Here is a 19,378-nt window from a genome sequence, read left to right as displayed (position 1 = left end):
TTCAAATCAGCACTGATTTTGGTAACCTTCACCTTCGAACAATCAGAAATCCGGGTACTGACGATGCGGGAAATATTTTGTGATGGAGCAAGCGAGTCGTGGCATCATCTGCGGCAAGAGGCCGGCGGATCCGGCACCCTGATTCTCGTGAGCAACCTGCTGATGGAGCGGGAGGTGCGGAAAAAGTGGCAGCAGCACACCGGTGATTTCGCCCCTGACATCCGGACCCTCGCATCGTTTCTCGATGAGGTGGCGCGCCACAGTATTGATGAAGCGGACCAGCCGGCGCTTGTTCCAGCAGCCGAAGAGCGCACCATGTGGCTGGAGCAGTGGCTGTCCACCCATCCCGACCGTGACTTCCGGCGGTTTTCCGGCATGAAATCGGTCACGGCCATATCCAACATTATCGGGGATCTGTACCGGGAAAATCAGCGGCCGGGCGCGTTGCGTGAGCAGCTTGAGCAAATCGATCCTGATGCCGGTGTGCGGGGAATAAAGCAGCAAGGAGGTAAACAGCAAGGCAGGGAACCGGGTAACACTCTGTCCGGATCCGCTCAGCGAAAGGTTCTGGCCGATCTGCTTCAGGCCTATGAGCAGGAGATGTCGGAAAAAAACTGGCTTGACCGCGAGTTCCTGCCGGGGAAAATGGAACACTGCCGTCCGCACATTATCCGGTATTCCAAACTGGTTATTTATCTGGCTGATGTGATCGATCCGGTGCAGCATCATGCGCTGGAGCGGATTGCCCGGTCAGTCGGGGATCGCACGGAGCTTGTCCGGATCTATGCGGGTAATGCAGACCAGGCGGGGGCCGGCTTTCACGGTACCAGCGGGTTTCGGTACATGAGCTCGTTCCATCATCCCAGGGAAGAGCTTGAACAGGCCATGCGCCAGATTCTGATGCTTATTTCGGAGGGTAATGGTACCGCCGGAGCACAGCCGGAGTACCGGGATTTCGTCATTCTCGCCGGAGACCTGTCGCTGTACGAGCCCATGGTTCCGGCAATGCGCGAGCGATTCGGTGTGCCGCTCTACACCAGCCGGGGGCCGTCACTGATCAGCCATCCTTTCATCCGCAGGCTGCTTACCTATCTGAAACTGGAGGAAAACGGATTCCAGATCGATGATGTCGCCCGGGTTTTTGCTGACAACCGGCTGATATTGCCCAACCTTGAGGATCATGACGAGCAGAAAACCCCGAATATCCGTCATTTTTCACAGTTTTGCAGAGAGTACAATTTCCGGACGCTCGATGAAACCGAAGATGGCATATCGCGGGTTTTCGACAGTCTGCTTGAATACATCCGGTACGAGGATGATGAAGAAAAGGAGCAAAAACGCCGCGACGGATTGCGCCGTGACCGGAAATTTTACGGAGATGTCATCCGGAATCTGAAAAAGCTGAGAACATCCTACAACACCGAAGGAAAGATGCTGCTGCGGGACTGGGTCGGATGGACGGAGGACATTCTCGGGCTGCAGAAGGACCTGATGAGCCGGGAGGCCAACCAGGCCAAGCAGCTGCTCGATATCATTCTCGGAAAACTGCGGGATTCGGAAGCCCGCCTGGGACTTGTACGGAAACTTCCCCGGTCGGATTTTTTCAGGCTGCTTGAATTGCGGCTTAAGGAAACACGTGAGCGTCCGGAAGAGCGTCCGGGCGGCGTACTGCTGACGGAAATTCATCAGCTTCCGGAGGTGCATGACAAGACCGTTTTTGTGCTCGGGCTTCATGAGGACGGCTTCCCCAGGGGCGACCGGCCCGATTTTCTGCATTTCCGGTACGAGAAAGCCCTTGAGCAGCTAACCGGCCGGAAAGGGACGGAATCGTTTGAGCAGGCGAGGATACAGCTTCGCCGGTTGCTTGCTGCCCGCAGCCCGCGCTATCTCAGCCGTCCGGTACTGGTTGATCAGAAGCCGGTGATGCCGTCTCCGTTGTGGCTGGATCTTGAGGAGGAGATTGCCGGCCGTCAAATCGCCCGTGATGCCGGCGATTCAGGCACTTCGCCGGATACGGGCTCACCGGGATCAACTTCACCGGAAGCGATGTCACCGGATAAGCCTGACTGGCCGGTCAGATCATCCCGTCTGCTATTTTCCGGTCATGACATCGGGAAAGTGGCCGCTGCCGGCAATCGCATTGCCGGAGACAGCAGGAAAATTGAGCGACTGGCCGAACCTTTCCGGCAGGCTGCCGATGTCGAACATGCGCGGCGTGACACATCAGACATGGGAGAGTATGACGGCATCGTGGATGCCCGGATTGTTGAGCGGTGGTGGCCGCTCCAGCTGCAGGACGGCCATCTGCCCATGAGCATCAGCCGTCTGGATACCTTTGCATCGTCGCCTCAGGAATATTTTTTCCGGTATGTGCTGCGGCTGGAGCCGTTGAGTGAATACAAAGACGACGCCGAGTCCAGCATCAAAGGCAGTCTGCTGCATCAGATTCTGGAGGAATTCTACTCCGAGACGGAGCAGGAGGGTCCGCCTGTCTGGCCGGCTGACAATCCCGGTAAAGCCCGCACCCGCATGAACAGCATCCGGCGCCGGCTGGTGGAGCTGTTCCGGCATCAGCTCGGCAATCCTGACACTCCATTCCCAGCCATGCTCGAGAGAAATCTTGAACGGGTGACCGGATGGTTTATCGATCTTGAGGCTCTTGGCAGGGAAATATGGATGGAGGATATCGACGATGCGCGTCCGGCTGTTTTCTATCCGGAGTTTGGATTTGAGATGGAGCAAAAGTGGACGTTTTCCAGGAAAATGAACGGGATCGACCTGCGATTTAACGGGAAAATTGACCGCATCGATCTGACATCCGACGGAAAACAGGCACTGATCTTCGATTACAAATCAGGCAAGTCCGGTGTGAAAAAATACACGCACATACTGAACGGGCAGAGCTATCAGCTGCCGGTTTATGGCATGTATCTGCAAAGCTGCGGCATCCCCCGGTTTCTTGCCGGCTATTACCAGCTGCCGATCAGCGGGAAATTCAAAGAGATGGGGCCGGAGTTTTCACTCGGATCGACTGAAATGATCTCTGAGGCAGCCTGGAAAAATAAAGCCCGGACCAAAAGAAAGAGGCATAAGGAAAAATTCAAACCAGCTGAAGAGATGGCGGAATTCATGAAGGCCATCGAACAACACCGCATCAGCTGGATTGCGGATGCCATCAGCAAAGGCAGGTTCCACATCAGCCTTGACAACGATCTGCCCTGGTCCGACTTCCGGCATATTACCCGTTTTGATGAGCGGATTCAGAAACAAAGGAGGAACACAGAGCTGGAGCGGCTGAAAAAAAAGAGCCGGATGGCTGACGGCGAGCCGCCGGCAAAGCTGGACACCTGGTACATCGCAGAACCTTTTTGGGAAGACGATAATGAGCTTTGATTCAAAAAATCACATAATGCCCCCTCAGCAGCAGTCACCCGATGATATCACAGATGAGATCTGCCGTCATCAGGGGTTCATGATTCTGGAGGCTGGTGCCGGAACCGGGAAAACGCATAATCTCACAGAACGCGTCATCCATCAGCTGGCAGACAGGAATGTCCCGCTGGAACGCATGCTTACGCTGACATTCACCGACTTTGCCGCCGCTGAAATGCGGTCACGAATCTACGATGCCATCAACAAAAGTATCGGTAAAAACGGTGCCTCAGAGCATCTTTTGGATACCCGGCGCCGGTTTTCGCGCAACTATATTTCGACGTTTCATTCCTTCTGTAATCGCATTCTGCACTATTTTCCGGATGAACTGACCGAAATATCGGTATCTGATCGTCCGGATTCACTTGACCCGGAAGGACTCCGGAGCCAACGAAATATCGATGGTGCGTTCGAGCTGCTGGGTGATTACGATGAAGTGCTGTGGATGATGGAGTGGCGCAAGCGGTTCTACCGTATCTACAAAGATCACAAGGGATTGCAGCGGCAGCTTTCGCGCATTTCGGTCTCCGATTTCGAGTCGTTCATGCACAAGCTGGGTGGACTTGATGATCAGGCCCTGCACCAGATGGCAGCGCTTGACTGCGAACAGTATCTCGGCAAACTTCGGGAGCTGACAGATATTTGGCGGAAGGAAATCGATCCGCAGGGGAATCAGCTGCTTTCCGGTCTGGCAGAGCATCCGGACTGGTTTAAACCCGAAACCGGTCCGCCGGAAACATTTGAGGACCTGCTTGAGCTGAAAACCCAAAGTAATGGCATCAGTCTGAATGAGCTGGTGAAAAAAAATGTGGACCGGGAAATTCATGCTGAGCTGAACGAGATTGCAAAAGCATTTTTCCCGCTTTATGAAGCGGTCCGGCAGGCCGAGGCGTATCTCGCTGCGGACGAAGTTGCGGAGCAGCTTGCGGCCTATTCAGATGAGGCGGAGTTCAACCCGGATCATGAGGCCTACTGGAATATGCGTGACCTGTCGGAGCTCGCGTTGCGCTGGAAGACACTCATGCGCTATCAGCGGTTTGAGGCCGGCTATTTCAACTATGACGACATGATCTGGCTGACCCACAAGCTGCTGACGGAAAATCCCGGCGTCACCGCTCAGATGCGAAACCGCTTTGATCAGATCCTCGTTGATGAATTTCAGGACACCGACCGGCGCCAGTGGGAGATTATCAGAAAACTCGGCTTTGCAGATGATGGTAACGACAAGGAAGTCATGATCGTCGGTGACATCAAGCAGGCCATCTATTCCTTCCGGGGAGGGGATGTGTCGATGATGCGCCGGGTTCATGCCGACCTGAAGAAGAGGGCAGATCGCAAAAGTGCGCTTCCGCTCCGCATCCTGCCGCTGCCCTACTCATTCCGGTCCAACAAAACCATTGTGGATTTCTCCAATCGCGTTTTTCGCCAGGTGTTTGGCGCCGGAACCACACCCGCATCGTATGAGGCCCACCATCAGTCTCTGAAAAGGCCATCATCTGAAATTTCAAAAAACGCCGATGCCCCCGGCGAGGTGCGCTTATTACGTGCCGATACCGCACAACTCAAGAAAGAGATCAAGCAGATAAACGAGGGGAAAAGCACTTCCTCCCGGACTTCCGTCAGTGTGGAGGCCGAAGCGCTCGCTTCCGATTATGTCCAGCTCGAATCCCGCCGGATCGCCCGGTTCCTGCGCGAAATGCGCGACGGCCGGCATTCGCAATACGAGGCTGTCAGACAGAAAATGATCAGGGGTGAACGGGCTGTGGGCGTTCTTTACCGGCGCCGCAAGCACATGCACGCCCTCGAGCAGGCACTCGCGGAGGCCGGACTCGATTATTCCGTGGCCAAAGGCACACGCTATTATCAGCGCCGCGAAATCAAGGATGCATGGCTTCTGCTTTCGTTTTTGCTGGATGCCTTTGACGATGTTGCTCTGGTCGGACTGCTTCGCTCGCCGATGATTTCATTTTCGGACTCCGGTTTGCTTGCCGCGAGGGTGGCGATGGACAAGCCCGGGCACGATTACCCCCATTTCTGGAACGCGCTTTCAAATGCAAAGCACTGGGATGAACTGCTTTCGGATGCGGACCGGAAGGCGCTTGCCGCAGGTATCCGGCTGCTCGAAGATTTACGGGAAATGGTGCCGGTGAAGCGTGTTTCGGAGATCGTGGAACGGGCGTTTTTTACGGACGGGCCCTACCTCGGTGCTCACGCAGACGATGCTCAGGTACGTGAAAACCTGATCAAGCTGCTGGATGTCATCCGCAATCTGGAGCGCACCGGACGGGGAACCCTTTTTGAAGTCACCGGATTTTTGTCGAACCGTATAACCGAGGAGGCGGGTGATACCGAAGCCGAACAGCCCGAGCCGGCACCTATTCAGCTGATGACTGTCCACGGGTCGAAAGGCCTTCAGTTCCCGATGGTGGCCGTGCCCGATATGCTTGCCGGAGATCATGACGGCGGGATGCAGCTGTTTATAGCCGATGATGATGACGACAGCGCTGCCTGGCCGGCCGTGTCCTACAAGCCGCCCGACAAGGAAGGCACTGATGACAGCAACACCTCCTTTCTGCACCATTTCCTCAAAGCTGAACGAAAGAAACGCCGGCTCGCTGAGGCAAAACGCCTGTTCTATGTCGCCGTAACCCGCGCCGAAACGCACTTGCTGGTCAGCATGACCGATTACAGCGGAAGCAACAAAACGGGATCGTTTGCTGAAATGCTGAAACCGATGTTCTCCGACGATGAAGACCAGGCAGGGGTTTCACTGACGGATGATATTGTCATCCAGGATTTTACGGTCGATGATCTCGAAGAGTTGTCAGGTTATGTTCCGGATCCTGATCCGGATGATGAGGAAGATGCGGATCCGGATAAGGCAAGATTCACCGCAGCAGACCGCTCGGCCGCGGTCTTCCGCAGAGCGGATCAAGGGGTTGCGGCAGATCTTCAGTCTGCATCGGGAATTTCCGGCAAAGACCGGCCGCAGGTGGAGGATGCTGATCCAGATACAGGATCAGATTACAAAAGAGAAAAGGAAGACGAGTCCGGGGATGCAGGAACCGGCCTTGCCCCCAACGACAAGGGTACGCTGATACATCGTGCCCTGGAGTTCGGATTTTTTGAACACGGGGACACGGATACAACTCCTGCGGATAAAGAGACGGATCAAGCTGTTCAGTTCTGGATCAGGGAGCTTTCCGGAATGCAGTATGAGCATCCGGAGAAGGTCATAGAAGAACACCGGGATGAGCTGATAAGGCATTGCCGCAATGCGTCTCACTGTATCCGCAGCATGTTCGGAGACCAGGCTCCCCGCCGTTATGAAGTGGCCTTCGAGGTACTTCTCCGGGATGAAGACCGTACGGGCCCGGAGTCAGCCGGCACCCGTGCTGATGCAGCCTCACCGGCAGATGACACTTCTCTGGCAGATGAAGCCTCACCGGCAGATGACACTTCTCAGGAAGATGAAGCCTCTCAGGTGAATGAAGCCTCTCATGTGGATGAAGTCTCTCCGGCAGCGTACCGGGGCTACATTGATATGATCATCCGGGACTCCGACGGCAGGGAGCATATCGTGGACTTCAAAACCGGTCCGTATACAGATAACAACCGAGATTACGGTTATGATCGCCAAATCGCTGTCTACAAGCGGGCCTTTGAAGAAATCCGGCAGGAAAAAATGGATCCGGGTCGTGTCTGGCTCCTGTTTACCGATCCTGAGGGCGGCCAAGCCGTCTCACTTGCCGATATGTGATCTGCTCTGCAGCGATAAAACGGGCAGAATCCAATTTTTTCGTATCTTTTCCCCTTGTCAAACAGCCGGGCATGTCCGGCTGTTGCCCGTCACATCCCGCAGACACTGAAAACCAGTGGCTGCGGCAGGGGTGACACCCACTGAGGTGACTCCCAATCAGAAATAATTTACGAATCCAGCCTTTTCCCATGTACTTTCGTTCGATCGCAATACTTCTGTGCACCACAGTAATCATATCCGCAGCAGTGGCTGCTTCTCCCGCATTCACAGCCTCAGCGGCATCCGACGGTGAGAATACATCAGCTGCTACAGCCGAATCTGCCGGTGAGACTGCATCCGCTGATGAAAGGGCTTCTGCCTCTTCGGTTGAAAACTCCGATGAAACGGCAGTTGCCACGGAGACCATTTTGTCACCCGCTTCATATCTTGGTTTTGAACCGGGCGAACGGTTTTCCCGTCATCACGAAATCAGCGCCTATTTCCGGCATGTCGCTGAGAACAGTCCGTATGTTGAATGGAGGGATTATGGTGAAAGCTATCTCGGCCGCCCGCTTTTTGCCGTAATCGTCAGCTCCCGTGAAAATATTGAGGGGCTGGATTCAATTTGGGTCAATAACAGGCGGATGGCCGGACTGAAAAGCGGTGATGTGGAAGGCCGGACGGCGGCGATCGCATGGCTGAGCTATGGCATTCACGGAAATGAATCGTCCAGTCCCGAAGCAGCGATGCAGACACTTTTTGCCCTTGCGAAAGGGGCGGCAAATGCCGGTGACAATGAAAACGGAGATGACGACATTGCAGGCTGGCTTGAAGAAACGGTGGTCATCATCGATCCGGTGCTGAATCCCGACGGCAGGGAGCGGTACGTAAGCTGGTTTGAGCAGACGCAGGGCCGCCGGCCTGATCCCCGCCTGGAAACACGGGAGCACAACGAGCCCTGGCCGGGCTCCCGCTCCAACCATTACTATTTTGACCTCAACCGTGACTGGGCCTGGCAGACTCAGCAGGAGAGCAGTCAGCGAGCAGCTTTTTACCACCTCTGGATGCCGCACGTCCATGCCGATTTCCACGAGATGTTTACCAACGACTACTATTTCCCTCCGGCCGCCGAGCCGTATCATTCGACCATCACCCCCTGGCAAAGGGAGTTTCAGGAAAAAATCGGCCAGAATCATGCGCAGCGTTTTGATGAACGGTCCGAACGCTATTTCACAGGGGAGATTTTTGATCTGTTTTACCCCGGATTCGGTGACACCTGGCCTACTTTCAACGGCGCCATCGGCATGACGTATGAACAGATGGGGCACAGCCGGGCCGGAACCAAAATGATTGATGAGCATGGCGATACGCTTACACTTTCCGACCGCATCCGGAATCATCACGAAGCCGGGCTTTCCACCGTCGAAGTGACCGCGCAAAACAGCGAGCGGCTGATCCGGGAGTTTCATGAGTACTTTCGTGCGTCCGAAGACGAACCGGATGGTCGTTACGCTTCTTTTGTGATCAGCGGGGAAAACAACCGCGACAGGCTGACAGCACTTTTGGGATATCTGGACCGCCAGGAGATCCGCTATTTTCCGGCAGAGCCTGACCGGCGGATGCAGGGCCGGCACTACTTGTCCGGCGAACAGCAGCAGCGGCGGACGATGGAAGGGGACATCGTCATTCCGATGCAGCAGCCCAAATCGGTGCTTGCTCATGTTCTGTTTGATCCGGATCCCTCAGAAGTGCTGGCGGATTCCAATACGTACGACATCACCGCATGGGCGCTGCCCTATGCGTATGGCCTGGAAGCGTGGGCAGTAGAGGACAGGGTTCGCATATCGCGCGATTACAGCGGCGGGAGTGCTGGCGGGACGACCCCGGAAGGCAGCAGCGATGACGCTGTACGATCTGAGCATGCATCAGGCTATATCCCCCTGGAGAGCGATACGGCTTATGCATGGGTGTTTGAGTGGGGGGATGTCCGGGATGCCGCATTTGCCGCGGACCTGCTTCAGCGGGATGTGCGGATGCGTGTCACGGAAAGTTCGTTTACTGCGGACGGGCGGGTCTATCCGCCCGGCTCGATGGTGATTACCCGCAGGTCAAATCGTCATATTGAAGACCGGATTTCGGGAATTCTGGATGATATGGCCGCAAAACACAACCGGCGCGTGGCAGAGCTGCATACCGGCAGGACCGACAGCGGTGCGGACCTCGGCTCACCAAGGATACATCCTATGAACAAACCGACTGCGGCTGTTCCTGCAGGACGGGATATCAATGCCGGTCAGCTGGGCGAAATCCGACATTATTTTGATTACCTCCTGGATTATCCGCTGGCTGTTTTTGACTCCCATCGCCTGGCATCCTTTCCTCTGGATGACTACAATCTGCTTATCCTACCGGACGGTTCGTATGAGGGATGGGATGAGGCGGACTGGGACCGCGTTATGTCGTGGGTTCGTGAGGGAGGCCGGCTTATAGCTTATTCAGGTGTTGCACGTATACTATCAGAAAAGGAAGACAGCCGGATAACTGTTCGAGAGACGGAGCCGGAGGGGCGGTCGGAAGTTTCCGGGCAGGATGATGCTCAGCCGGAGCTTCGAAGGCGGTTTGAAGACCGGCGCAGGGATGCCCTCAGCAGACAGATCAGCGGTGTGGTCTACCGGGTTGAACTGGATGACAGCCACCCGCTGGCGTATGGTCTGGGTGAGAGCTATGCTACGCTGAAGCGCGGACTGTCCGTGCCGGAACTGCTTGAGGACGGCTGGAATGTAGGTGTGCTTCCGGAAGATAATGCTTTGCTTGGCGGCTGGGCCGGATCCCAAACCGGTGCGGTTGTGAACGGCTCGCTCATGGCGGGAACCGTCAGCATGGGGCAGGGACAGTTGGTGATTCTGGCCGACAATCCGCTTTTCCGGGGTTTCTGGCGAAACGGACAGTTGCTGTTTTCCAATGCGGTATTCCAGGCGTGGATTGCACGGTGATGTCCGGATTTTCCAGACATAAAAAAAGGAGCTCCGCTTTATGCGCGAAGCTCCCTTTTATGAGGGCAGTGGATTTTATACCACTGTCTTATGGGGAAATCCCGGGGTTATGTGGTTACTGATCCCACCAGACACGGTCGGTGAGGCTCACACCTTCAGGAGCATTTGGATTCGTGTTCAACTCAGCCTGTGCGTATGGCCAGCGTCTTGGTATTTCGTTGATAACTGAGTTTTCTGCTATTTCAAGTTCCGGAATTCCCGTACGTCTCCAGTCAGTAAAAATTTCAGGCTGAAGGAAAAGGGCAACATGCTTGTGAGTCATCAGCCGGGCCAGGCCCTCGCCATCCTCAAGCGATGCAGCCGTTTCGGATGCCTGTTCAGCGACATAGTCTTCATCTGCTTCACCGGTTACAAGCTCAAGTGATGAGATAATGGCTTCATTCATGGCATCCGCAGCCGGACCATATTCACCAAGCCGGTAGTGAGCCTCCGCTTCGAGAAACTTCACTTCGGTATAGGTGATAAAGTGGAAGGGTGCTTCCGGCCTGTTGTAATAGGGACCAAGATCCGAGATCAGCCCGTCTTCGTCGCCCGAAACTCCGGCTGTCTGACCCCGGAACTCACCGTCACTGTTCTCGGCAGCGTAGTGAGGCAGTCTCGGGTCATCAATCGATATCAGCAGGTCAACAAAATGCTCACCCATGCGGGTGTTATCCTCAAACGTACTGAGCTTGTGGTTCCTCCACGGGTTGGCCTGCTGGTTTTCAGTGCCGAACGCCATATCCATGTTGTCATCGGAACTGGCAAATGTGCCGTTTGCGATGGCGTCGAGCACGTCCTGGGCGGATCCTTCCGGGTCGACCTTGCTTCGGTGATTGTGGAACCGTGCACTCAGTGCATGAGCAGCCATGATCCACAGCTCGGTATTGCCGCCGTAAATCAGATCGGCACCGCCAAGTTCGGTCAGCGGCGTTACATCACGCTGCATGTTTTCAACACCATCGGAAAGAAGGTCCTGAACAACACCATAAAGCTCCTCGGCATCATCATAAACAGGCCGGCGGTTGTCCACACCCTGGAAAGCCTCGGAATAGGGCGCATCGTTCCAGAGCGCGACCACGTTGCCGAGTGCATTGGCCATCAGTATCTGGGCCACCCCAAGATGGTGCCAGTACTCGCCTTCTTCCGCCCGGTTTTTCACCAGATGAAGATCATTCATGGATCCTCCGTAGAGATTGGAGTTCCATGCGGTTTCGGACCTGGCACTGCTGAAGTTATAACGGGCGATGTTGGTGTGCTCGCGGTTGGTACCCGCCATTTGCTGCATCATCACGGCATTGTACTGTGATATGTCACCACCCAGCCCGTAGGCAAGATTTACCTGGGCATGCGGCAAAAGATTGTTTATCCCGGTCTCTGTCGCCTGATTCGGGTTTTCATTGGTGGAACTGATTTCGCATGCACTTAATGCAAACATCAGCAGTCCTACCATGCTTGTGAGATAGATTTTTTTGATCATAATCAAAATCGTATGAGTTAAAATGTTTTATCCGGCTTACAATGAGAACTGGACTTCAACGCCAAAACTGCGTCCGCCAGGGTTGTTGTAGTAATCAAGACCCATGGAAGCTCCGTCTCCCATACCGTACAGGTTGGTGTCCGGATCAATACCGCTGTAATCTGTGATCAGCAGCAGGTTTCTTCCCCAGAGGGAGAGGGTAGCTGAACCCAGGCCAATGGCATCTGTAAGGCTTGGAGAGAGCGAGTAGGAGAGTGTGACATCTCTTAACCGAATCCAGGAACCGTCCTCTACAAAAGGCTCATTCACATTGAAGTACCCCTCCAGGTTCTGATAGTACGCCTGGGTAATGGTGGCTTCAATATCATTCGGAGAGCCGTCAGAAGCTTTAACTCCCTCAAAAACCTTGGTTTCTCCACGGTTCTCAGTAACGGCAGACTGGCCGTTGTGACGCATCACGGCTTCCGTGCCGTTCCAGACATCACCGCCGTAGCGGAAGTCAACGAGTGCGGTAAGCCGGATATTCCGGTAGGAAACGGTATTACGCACACCAACTGTGAAATCAGGATTGGGATCACCCAGTTTGATCTGTTCCGAAGTTGCCATCGGAAAGCCGTAAAGGCTGCTCTCGGGATCATCATTTATGATCTTGTTTCCGGCATCATCACGCTGCCAGCCGATTCCGTAGAAGGTACCGTAGGCTTCGCCGGGCAGGAGCCGCGGTACGATGTTGCCGCCAACGCCGCCAAGATCAATCTGATCTACACCATCGGTAAGCTCAACTACTTCGTTGCGGTTTCTGGAGAAGTTGAAAGTAGCATCCCATCTCAGATCACGTGTGGTAACCGGGGTGATGTTCAGCTGAACTTCGATCCCCTGGTTTTCAAGCTCACCGGCATTCAGCAGGTAGCTGTTGTAACCGGAAGAGGCGGGAATGGGCACGTTGAATATCTGATCCCGGTTGCGGGAATAGTAATAAGTGATATCCATCCGGAGCCTGTTGTCCCAGAAGCGCAAGTCGGCGCCAATCTCATAGGTCGTATTGGATTCCGGCTCGATATCAGGATTGCCGATGTTCTGGCTGGCCGTTGTACCTACAACACCCTGATAGGGGAAAGAGAAGCTGTTACCGTAGCTCATACCCGTACTCGAGGTGACAAAGTAGGAGTTCGTAGCAAACAGCGGCGCATCATTACCCACGTTGGCATAGGAAAGACGAAGCTGACCAAAGGTCATGAATCCCTCGTCTATACCAAGTGCTTCGGAGAACACAAAAGCAAGACTGGCTGCCGGATAGAAGAACGAGCGTCCGTCGAGCGTGGAAGACCAGTCATTCCGGCCGGTAATATCCAGATAGATCAGATCCCGGTAGTTGATATTCGCGTTACCAAAGACCGAAACCAGCTCACGCGGGTTTGTACTGTGCTGGACATCCGGTTCCTGGCTTACATTGCTGATGTGGAACAAGCCGCGCTGCTCAAATCCGCGTCCGGAGAAGTAAAGCCGGTTGGAGTTGTCTGTCCGGTAGTTGTGACCGGCTATGATCTGAAGCTCAAAGTCATTGTCAAATGACTCCTGGTAGGTCAGCAGGAAGTCGGAGTTGAGGTTGCGAACCGTGTAGGTCTCCTCAAACAGACGGCCTTCACGGCCGTCCCCGCCACTGGATCCGAGATCAAAATTATGCCGTCTTCGGTCGGAATAGGTGTCGATACCCAGGCGGTAGGAAGCATTAAGCCAGGATGTGACATCATAGGAAACCATGGCATTACCGATGAAACGGTTGACCTCGTCCCGGTAGACGTTGTTGTTGATTGTCCAGAAGGGACTGTCCGGTCCGCGGGACAGATTAAAACCACCGGCTTCGGTTGCACTGCGGCCCTGGTGAGTACGGGCCGATCCGTCGGGATTTTCGTAGGCAAATACATCATTTGCCGGATCGCTGGTGCCATAAGTGAGATCCATGACGGGATTGGTCCGGGTGAGCGGGATCATCATGCTCGTGAAATTGGATCCCCTGCCAGCACGCCGGCCCTGCGAGTTGACGTAATTGGCACGCCCGGAAATGCGCAGGCGTTCGGTCAGATAGGCATCACCATTCAAGCGCACCGAATTTCGCTTGAAATAGGTCTTCGGAATAAATCCGTCTTCATCGCTTCTTCCAAACGAGAAAAACAGATTCCTGTCCCGGGTTCCGGTTGAAATGCTCACCTGGTTTGCGATACTCATACCGGTATCGAAAAAAGCATCCATGTTGTCATAGGTCTCGACAGGTTCTCCGGTTGCACTGGGATCGTCGGCCAGTACCGGGTTTCCTCTGACATGATAGTTGCTGCTCTCGTCTCCGTCGTAACTCAATTCACTGACATGCGGACCCCAGTGGGCTGGTGAGGTGAGGGCAAGATTGCCATCGGTACCCGGCCCGTACTGACTCTGAACTTCATAGAGCTGACTCACCTGGGTGAAACCAACCCGGCTTGAAACGTCTATTTGAGTACTTGGCTGGTCGCCGTCAGGTCCACGCTTCGTTTCAATAATGATGGCACCGTTGGCGGCGTCAATGCCATACAGAGCGGCCGCTGCAGGACCTTTCAGTACAGTCATTGACTGGATATCATCCGGGTTGATGTCAACGGCACGGTTTGAAGCATCCACGGAACTGAAGGTTACCGTGGTATTGAATGCATTGCTTACGGGGATACCATCAACCACATAAAGCGGTTCGTTGCTGCCCAGCAGTGAGGCGCGTCCACGGATGTTTACCGAGCTTGCGGCTCCGGGAACACCGGCCTGGCTGCGAACTTCAACGCCGGAATACTGGCTGCTGAGAGCATCGCTGACGCTGATTTGCCGGGTGGCGGCAATATCTTCGGCCTGTACCGACTGAATAGCGTATCCCAGAGAGCGGCGGTCGGCCTCGAGTCCGAGAGCGGTTACTACCAGGTCGTCAAGTTCGACCAGGTCCGGACTCATTTCAAGGTCTATGGTTGTACGTCCGTCAATGGCTACTCTCTGGGTGCTGTATCCCAGATAACTGAAAACCAGATGCGTGGCATCATCCGGAACATCTATGGTGTATTCACCATCCAGGTCCGTTACCGCTCCGGTTGTGGTACCTTCGGCAAGTACGTTTACCCCTGAAAGTCTTTCACCGTCTTCAGCATCGGTAACGGTTCCGCTTATTGTTTGTCCCTGTGCCTGATAGCTAAAAGCCAGCAGGAACAAGGTCATAAAGAACATTGTGTATTTTTGTTTCATGTTACCCCGTTCTTAGGTTTGAATTCGACAGGATTATTATTAATTCGATTTACGTAAACAAATAAAGATAAAGCCGCAGAGGCAGTATCTTTACTTATTCGCAAATCAAGGAAAAAATAACTTAATAATTATGATGAATATCAAATATTAATTAGCGACAAGTTGAATATTTTGCGCAACATAGTTGCAAGTCACGGTCTTTCGGGACGCAGAATTTGCCGGAGTTGGACAGAACATGCGATTTTTACATTATCCGGTGAGGGCCGGACAGTTTCTTTTTTTCAACCTGACGAAGTTGTTAAACGTTGCCTTGCTGAAGATCAGGGCGCCACTACGCTCATCAGAATGCCACAGAACCAGGCGGCATACGTACCAAGTGCATAGCCGACCACGGCCAGCAGCACTCCGACCGGAGCCAGTGCCGGATGGAAGGCAGAGGCAACAATCGGGGCGGATGCGGCTCCGCCGACATTGGCCTGACTGCCCACGGCAACAAAAAAGAAAGGTGCTTTGATGATTTTGGCAACCGTCAGAAGAATGATGACATGGCACAGCATCCAGATGAATCCGATCAGGAAATAGCCGGGGTTCTGGAATATGGCCATGATATCCATGCGCATGCCGATGGTTGCGACCAGTACGTAAAGAAGCAGACTGCCGATCCGGGATGCTCCAACGCCCTCGAGTTTACGGGCACGGGTAAAGGAGAGTGTCAGGCCAAGGGCCGTTGCGATGCTGATCAGCCAGAAAAACGGAGACGTCAGACTCAGGCGGTCCAGGTTCGGGAAGTTTTCGGTAATCCAGGGGGTGATGTTATCGGCACCCAGATGGGCGATCGCCGTCATTCCGAAGCCGATTCCGATAATGGCCATGGTATCGGGCAGTGCCGGCATTTTGGCAATGCTCAGGCGATAGTTTTCAACTTTTTTGCGCAGATGCTCAATAGCACTGGTATCTCCTTTGAAAATCCGGTCAATGCGGGGTGCAATGCCGGCTCCGAACAGCAGAAAAGCAAGCCAGATATTGGCGATGATGACATCCACGGTGACCATTGCGGCAAACAGATCCGGGCTGGCGCCGAAAATTTCCAGCATCCCTGCCTGATTGGCACCCCCGCCGATCCAGCTTCCGGCAACGGTAGCCAGACCACGCCATACGGCATCGGGACCGGCGCCGCCGACCAGTTCAGGTGCAAAGCTGGATACGATCAGAATAGCAAGAGGTCCGCCGATCACAATACCGGTCGTTCCGGCAAGAAACATGATAATGGCTTTCGGTCCGAGCTGCACAACACCCTTCAAATCGATGCTCAGAGTAAGAAGGACAAGGCTGGTGGGAAGCAGGTACCGGGAGGCCACATAATACAGGTCCGATTCCTGTCCGTCGATGATTCCGAGGGTATTGAATATGGACGGGATGAAGTAGCACAGCAGCAGCGAGGGGACGTAGGTGTAGAATTTTTTGAGAAAAGGATGTTCGCTTCGCTGGGAGACAAAAATGACGGCCAGAATACTTGCCAGAATACCAAATACAATGGCATCATTGGTAAAAAGTGCAGTACTTTCGCTTGCTTCGCTCATATCGGTAATGTTGGTTTCAGCTGGACATCTGTCTTATCAGGCCGCATGGAACCCCGTTTGTGACTAATTCCGGATGGAAATATTCTGCCCCGTGCCGGATGGTGTCTTGCTTATTGCGGACCTTTGGCGGAAAAAGATACAAAATAGAGGATTTGCAGTGAAATCATAATTGATTCAGATGCCGGTTTTTCCCGACTGTCCGGTTTCGAGCGCTTCTTGTATCAGCCGGTCGCGCTTGCGTCGTCCGCTCCGGATGCCCAGATAGGCTCCGGTCAGACTTGACAAGGTGATGATCAGATAAAAGAGCAGCATTGCCGTGATACCGGAAAACCGGTCGGTTGCAGCTGAAAGGATTAGCGTGGGCAGGATCAGCAGAATGGCAATGATATAGGGGAAACGTTCCATTTCGAATGTTTTGCTGCAGAACCGGCGCGCCATGGCAAAACTGAGGTTCAGGAAGATGAGTATGAATCCCAGCAGAAATACAGACCCGGCGATATCAGGAAGCTCAATAAAAGGGATCAGCCCTTGTGTAAAGAAGAAGATGACCACACCAATCATGAGCGTAGCGCCGGAGTAGGCAAATGCACGGGCAATTTGTTGTTTCTGATGGGTCATAGGAGATTAGGGTTCCGGTTATTTTTTAAATATTGTATGGTCGGTTGCAGCGGCAATGATCCGGCATTATAATGATCCGGCAATTTACCGGATGATAATATCTCAGACCGGAACCTCAGCGGCTTGAAATCCAGACTTCGGGATCGAGGTTGGTGTTCTGCTCGCGTATCATAAAAAACAGAGAGTTTCCGTTCAGCGAATTTTCGTCTCCGGAGCGTCCGATAACTTCGCCTTTGTCCACAAAACTGTTTCGGCTGACCGAAATATCACTCATGTTGCCGTATACGGTGATGTAGCGGCCATGCTTGACAAATACGCAGTTGCCGAATCCGGGGATCGGCTGAACAGCAAACACATATCCCTCATGAACCGCATGCACCTCACTGCGGGGTTCGGTCACTATCTCAATTCCGGGGTTGTCAATGCGGGTTCCGTAAACCGGATTGATGCGGTTGCCGAATTTTGCCGAGATGACACCGGAGTTGACCGGCCACGGCAAATCGCCTTTCAGATTTTCAAAAGAAGTCTCCAGATCACTCAAACGGCTGTCGGAAGGGAGTTCCGAGGATTCGACGGGCCGCGAAAAGCGGGCCACCTGTGCTTCCCGCTCACGCCGGTTCCTGATGTTTTCGGCAGAGGCCAGGCGTCGGCGCCGCTCCTGCTCCAGACGCTCAAGCCGTTCCTGTTCGGCCTCGCGGATACGCTGCTCTTCATCAATCAGTTCGGTTAGTGTGGATTCAAGTGTTGCCGCCTCGCTGCGTGTCGCGTTCAGACGCTGTTCCAGACGCTCCCTGTCCCGGCGAAGCTGGGCGACTTTCTGTTCCTGGCTGGCTTTGCGGTCTTCCAGAACTTCACGCTCCCGGTTTGTTTCCGCAATATTCTGCTGGTTCCTGCGCCGGGCATCCTCCAGCTCGGATTCACGGGTTTCCAGTTCCGCCTGCATTTCCTCAATCTGCCGGGCCTGGTTCTGCCGGTACGTTTCGAAGCGGTCCAGATAATAGGATCTCACCAGCATCTGGTTCAGAGAGGAAGAACTGAGCAGCATCACCTCGTCCGGCAGCCTGCCGTGCTTGTAGAGATGGGTGAGCGCACTCTTGTAATTTTCAATGATGGTCTCAAGATCGGCCTTCAGATCGTCTATCTCATTTTGAGTGACATCAAGCTCCTCCAGGATGGATGCGCGCTCTTCTTCCATCGATGAAATTACCGCATTTCTCAGGGCGATCTCACGCTCAAGGTTCCGGAATTCCTCGTAATTGCGGGTGTATTCGTCCGCCGCCTCGCTCACCTGCTCCTCAAAAGAGGTGATCTGATCCCGCAGGGATTCAATGTCCGACCGGGCTTTTTTCTGCTGCGCCTCAAGCTCTTTCCGGATATTCTGATAATTCTGCCCGTACAGTTCAGAAACTGAAGCGGCACCAAATATGATCAGAAACAAAATGGAATAAAGGACGGATCGGTTCATAGCCGGACAATATCAATGTCACCGGGAATCTCCGGGTCGAATACCAGGTCTTCAGGATTTATTTCAAGCGCCCGGATAACAAGAAAAATATTCGATTTTTCGTCAGAACTCAATATACGAAGTCTTCTGGGCAGAACATGTCCGTCAATTTCCGCATGATTTTCAAAATAAAAACTCTTGTACGCTTCGGGGTGTTCGGTATCACGTTCGGTGAGGTGCAGGGCCATATCCGTGCGCCTGAAATAGTGCCGCTCTCCGTAGCGGGTCTCCACCAGATAGAACTCATCATTTTCGAGAATCCTGCTGATTACATCAACGTCCGGAATGGGGTGCAGGATGCGGATGAGATTCATGGCTGTAATGCCGTCAAGGTAGAAACGGGCGGCATCGGTGTGAGACATTTTGTGGGCAACTTCCTCAATCCGGTTGTATATGATAACCGAGTCCGGGTCACTGTATATCCGTCCGCCTTCAATACCCAGGTTGTTGCGGATGGTGATCAGGCTTTCGTTTCGGTCCGACCGGAAACGTATGGTAAGCCGCTCGGTTCCGTCAGGTTCGCTGACCTGCACGTTGGCGCGGCCGCTTAAAGAGGTGAGTGCCTGAACAAAGCCGGTGTACTCTTCGTAGAAAGCCTCTTTTTCCAGTCCGGACGGCTCGAAGGTCCCTTTCTCAAGCTCAAGGCTTTCCCTGGGTGCGCAGGAAATGGCCAGAAGCAGTATCGCGGCACCGGAAAAGCAGATTGTCAGCAGTGAGGACCGGGATATTGTCATTGAT

9 protein-coding genes are annotated in these 19,378 nt (G+C 53.9%); 3 read left to right on the top strand and 6 right to left on the bottom strand.

Going from position 1 to position 19,378, the window contains the following annotated elements:
• The first annotated feature begins 18 nt into the window (after nucleotides 1-18).
• From NATSA_RS08810 to NATSA_RS08800, 3 genes are all read left to right on the top strand, one after another.
• Nucleotides 19-3,393, top strand: coding sequence for a PD-(D/E)XK nuclease family protein (locus NATSA_RS08810; protein ID WP_210511775.1), 3,375 nt, complete (start codon nucleotides 19-21; stop codon nucleotides 3,391-3,393).
• 16 nt (nucleotides 3,394-3,409) lie between these two features.
• Nucleotides 3,410-7,192, top strand: coding sequence for a UvrD-helicase domain-containing protein (locus NATSA_RS08805; protein ID WP_210511773.1), 3,783 nt, complete (start codon nucleotides 3,410-3,412; stop codon nucleotides 7,190-7,192).
• Between the two features lie 245 nt (nucleotides 7,193-7,437).
• Nucleotides 7,438-10,164, top strand: coding sequence for a M14 family zinc carboxypeptidase (locus NATSA_RS08800; RefSeq protein WP_210511771.1), 2,727 nt, complete (start codon nucleotides 7,438-7,440; stop codon nucleotides 10,162-10,164).
• A gap of 115 nt (nucleotides 10,165-10,279) precedes the next feature.
• Here the strand turns inward: NATSA_RS08800 and NATSA_RS08795 are convergent, their stop codons facing one another.
• The 6 genes from NATSA_RS08795 to NATSA_RS08770 all read right to left on the bottom strand — a co-directional run bounded on the left by NATSA_RS08795 (nucleotide 10,280) and on the right by NATSA_RS08770 (nucleotide 19,374).
• The gene (locus NATSA_RS08795) at nucleotides 10,280-11,683 is read right to left on the bottom strand and encodes a SusD/RagB family nutrient-binding outer membrane lipoprotein (RefSeq protein ID WP_210511769.1); all 1,404 of its coding nucleotides are present in this window, start codon (nucleotides 11,681-11,683) and stop codon (nucleotides 10,280-10,282) included.
• A gap of 36 nt (nucleotides 11,684-11,719) precedes the next feature.
• The gene (locus NATSA_RS08790; RefSeq protein ID WP_210511767.1) at nucleotides 11,720-14,938 is read right to left on the bottom strand and encodes a SusC/RagA family TonB-linked outer membrane protein; all 3,219 of its coding nucleotides are present in this window, start codon (nucleotides 14,936-14,938) and stop codon (nucleotides 11,720-11,722) included.
• Nucleotides 14,939-15,258: 320 nt separating this feature from the next.
• Nucleotides 15,259-16,518, bottom strand: coding sequence for a DUF819 family protein (locus NATSA_RS08785; RefSeq protein WP_210511765.1), 1,260 nt, complete (start codon nucleotides 16,516-16,518; stop codon nucleotides 15,259-15,261).
• Between the two features lie 174 nt (nucleotides 16,519-16,692).
• The gene (locus NATSA_RS08780; RefSeq protein WP_210511763.1) at nucleotides 16,693-17,136 is read right to left on the bottom strand and encodes a hypothetical protein; all 444 of its coding nucleotides are present in this window, start codon (nucleotides 17,134-17,136) and stop codon (nucleotides 16,693-16,695) included.
• 115 nt (nucleotides 17,137-17,251) lie between these two features.
• The gene (locus NATSA_RS08775) at nucleotides 17,252-18,601 is read right to left on the bottom strand and encodes a murein hydrolase activator EnvC family protein (protein WP_210511761.1); all 1,350 of its coding nucleotides are present in this window, start codon (nucleotides 18,599-18,601) and stop codon (nucleotides 17,252-17,254) included.
• Nucleotides 18,598-19,374 (bottom strand): DUF4292 domain-containing protein, encoded by a 777-nt coding sequence (locus NATSA_RS08770; RefSeq protein ID WP_210511759.1) that lies wholly within the window; start codon nucleotides 19,372-19,374, stop codon nucleotides 18,598-18,600. Before NATSA_RS08770 ends, NATSA_RS08775 begins: the two co-directional genes overlap by 4 nt.
• Nucleotides 19,375-19,378 lie beyond the last annotated feature (4 nt).

The sequence above is a fragment of the Natronogracilivirga saccharolytica genome, assembly GCF_017921895.1.
In the GTDB taxonomy this organism is placed as follows: domain Bacteria; phylum Bacteroidota; class Rhodothermia; order Balneolales; family Natronogracilivirgulaceae; genus Natronogracilivirga; species Natronogracilivirga saccharolytica.
The sequence above is the reverse complement of the archived record's forward strand: the minus strand, read 5'-3'. Positions and strand labels throughout refer to the sequence as shown.

Coding starts and splice junctions, on each gene's coding strand:
- NATSA_RS08805 (WP_210511773.1), top strand. CDS start 3,410: ATGCCCCCTCAGCAGCAGTCACCCGATGATATCACAGATGAGATCTGC.
- NATSA_RS08795 (WP_210511769.1), bottom strand. CDS start 11,683: ATGATCAAAAAAATCTATCTCACAAGCATGGTAGGACTGCTGATGTTT.
- NATSA_RS08790 (WP_210511767.1), bottom strand. CDS start 14,938: ATGAAACAAAAATACACAATGTTCTTTATGACCTTGTTCCTGCTGGCT.
- NATSA_RS08785 (WP_210511765.1), bottom strand. CDS start 16,518: ATGAGCGAAGCAAGCGAAAGTACTGCACTTTTTACCAATGATGCCATT.
- NATSA_RS08780 (WP_210511763.1), bottom strand. CDS start 17,136: ATGACCCATCAGAAACAACAAATTGCCCGTGCATTTGCCTACTCCGGC.
- NATSA_RS08775 (WP_210511761.1), bottom strand. CDS start 18,601: ATGAACCGATCCGTCCTTTATTCCATTTTGTTTCTGATCATATTTGGT.
- NATSA_RS08770 (WP_210511759.1), bottom strand. CDS start 19,374: ATGACAATATCCCGGTCCTCACTGCTGACAATCTGCTTTTCCGGTGCC.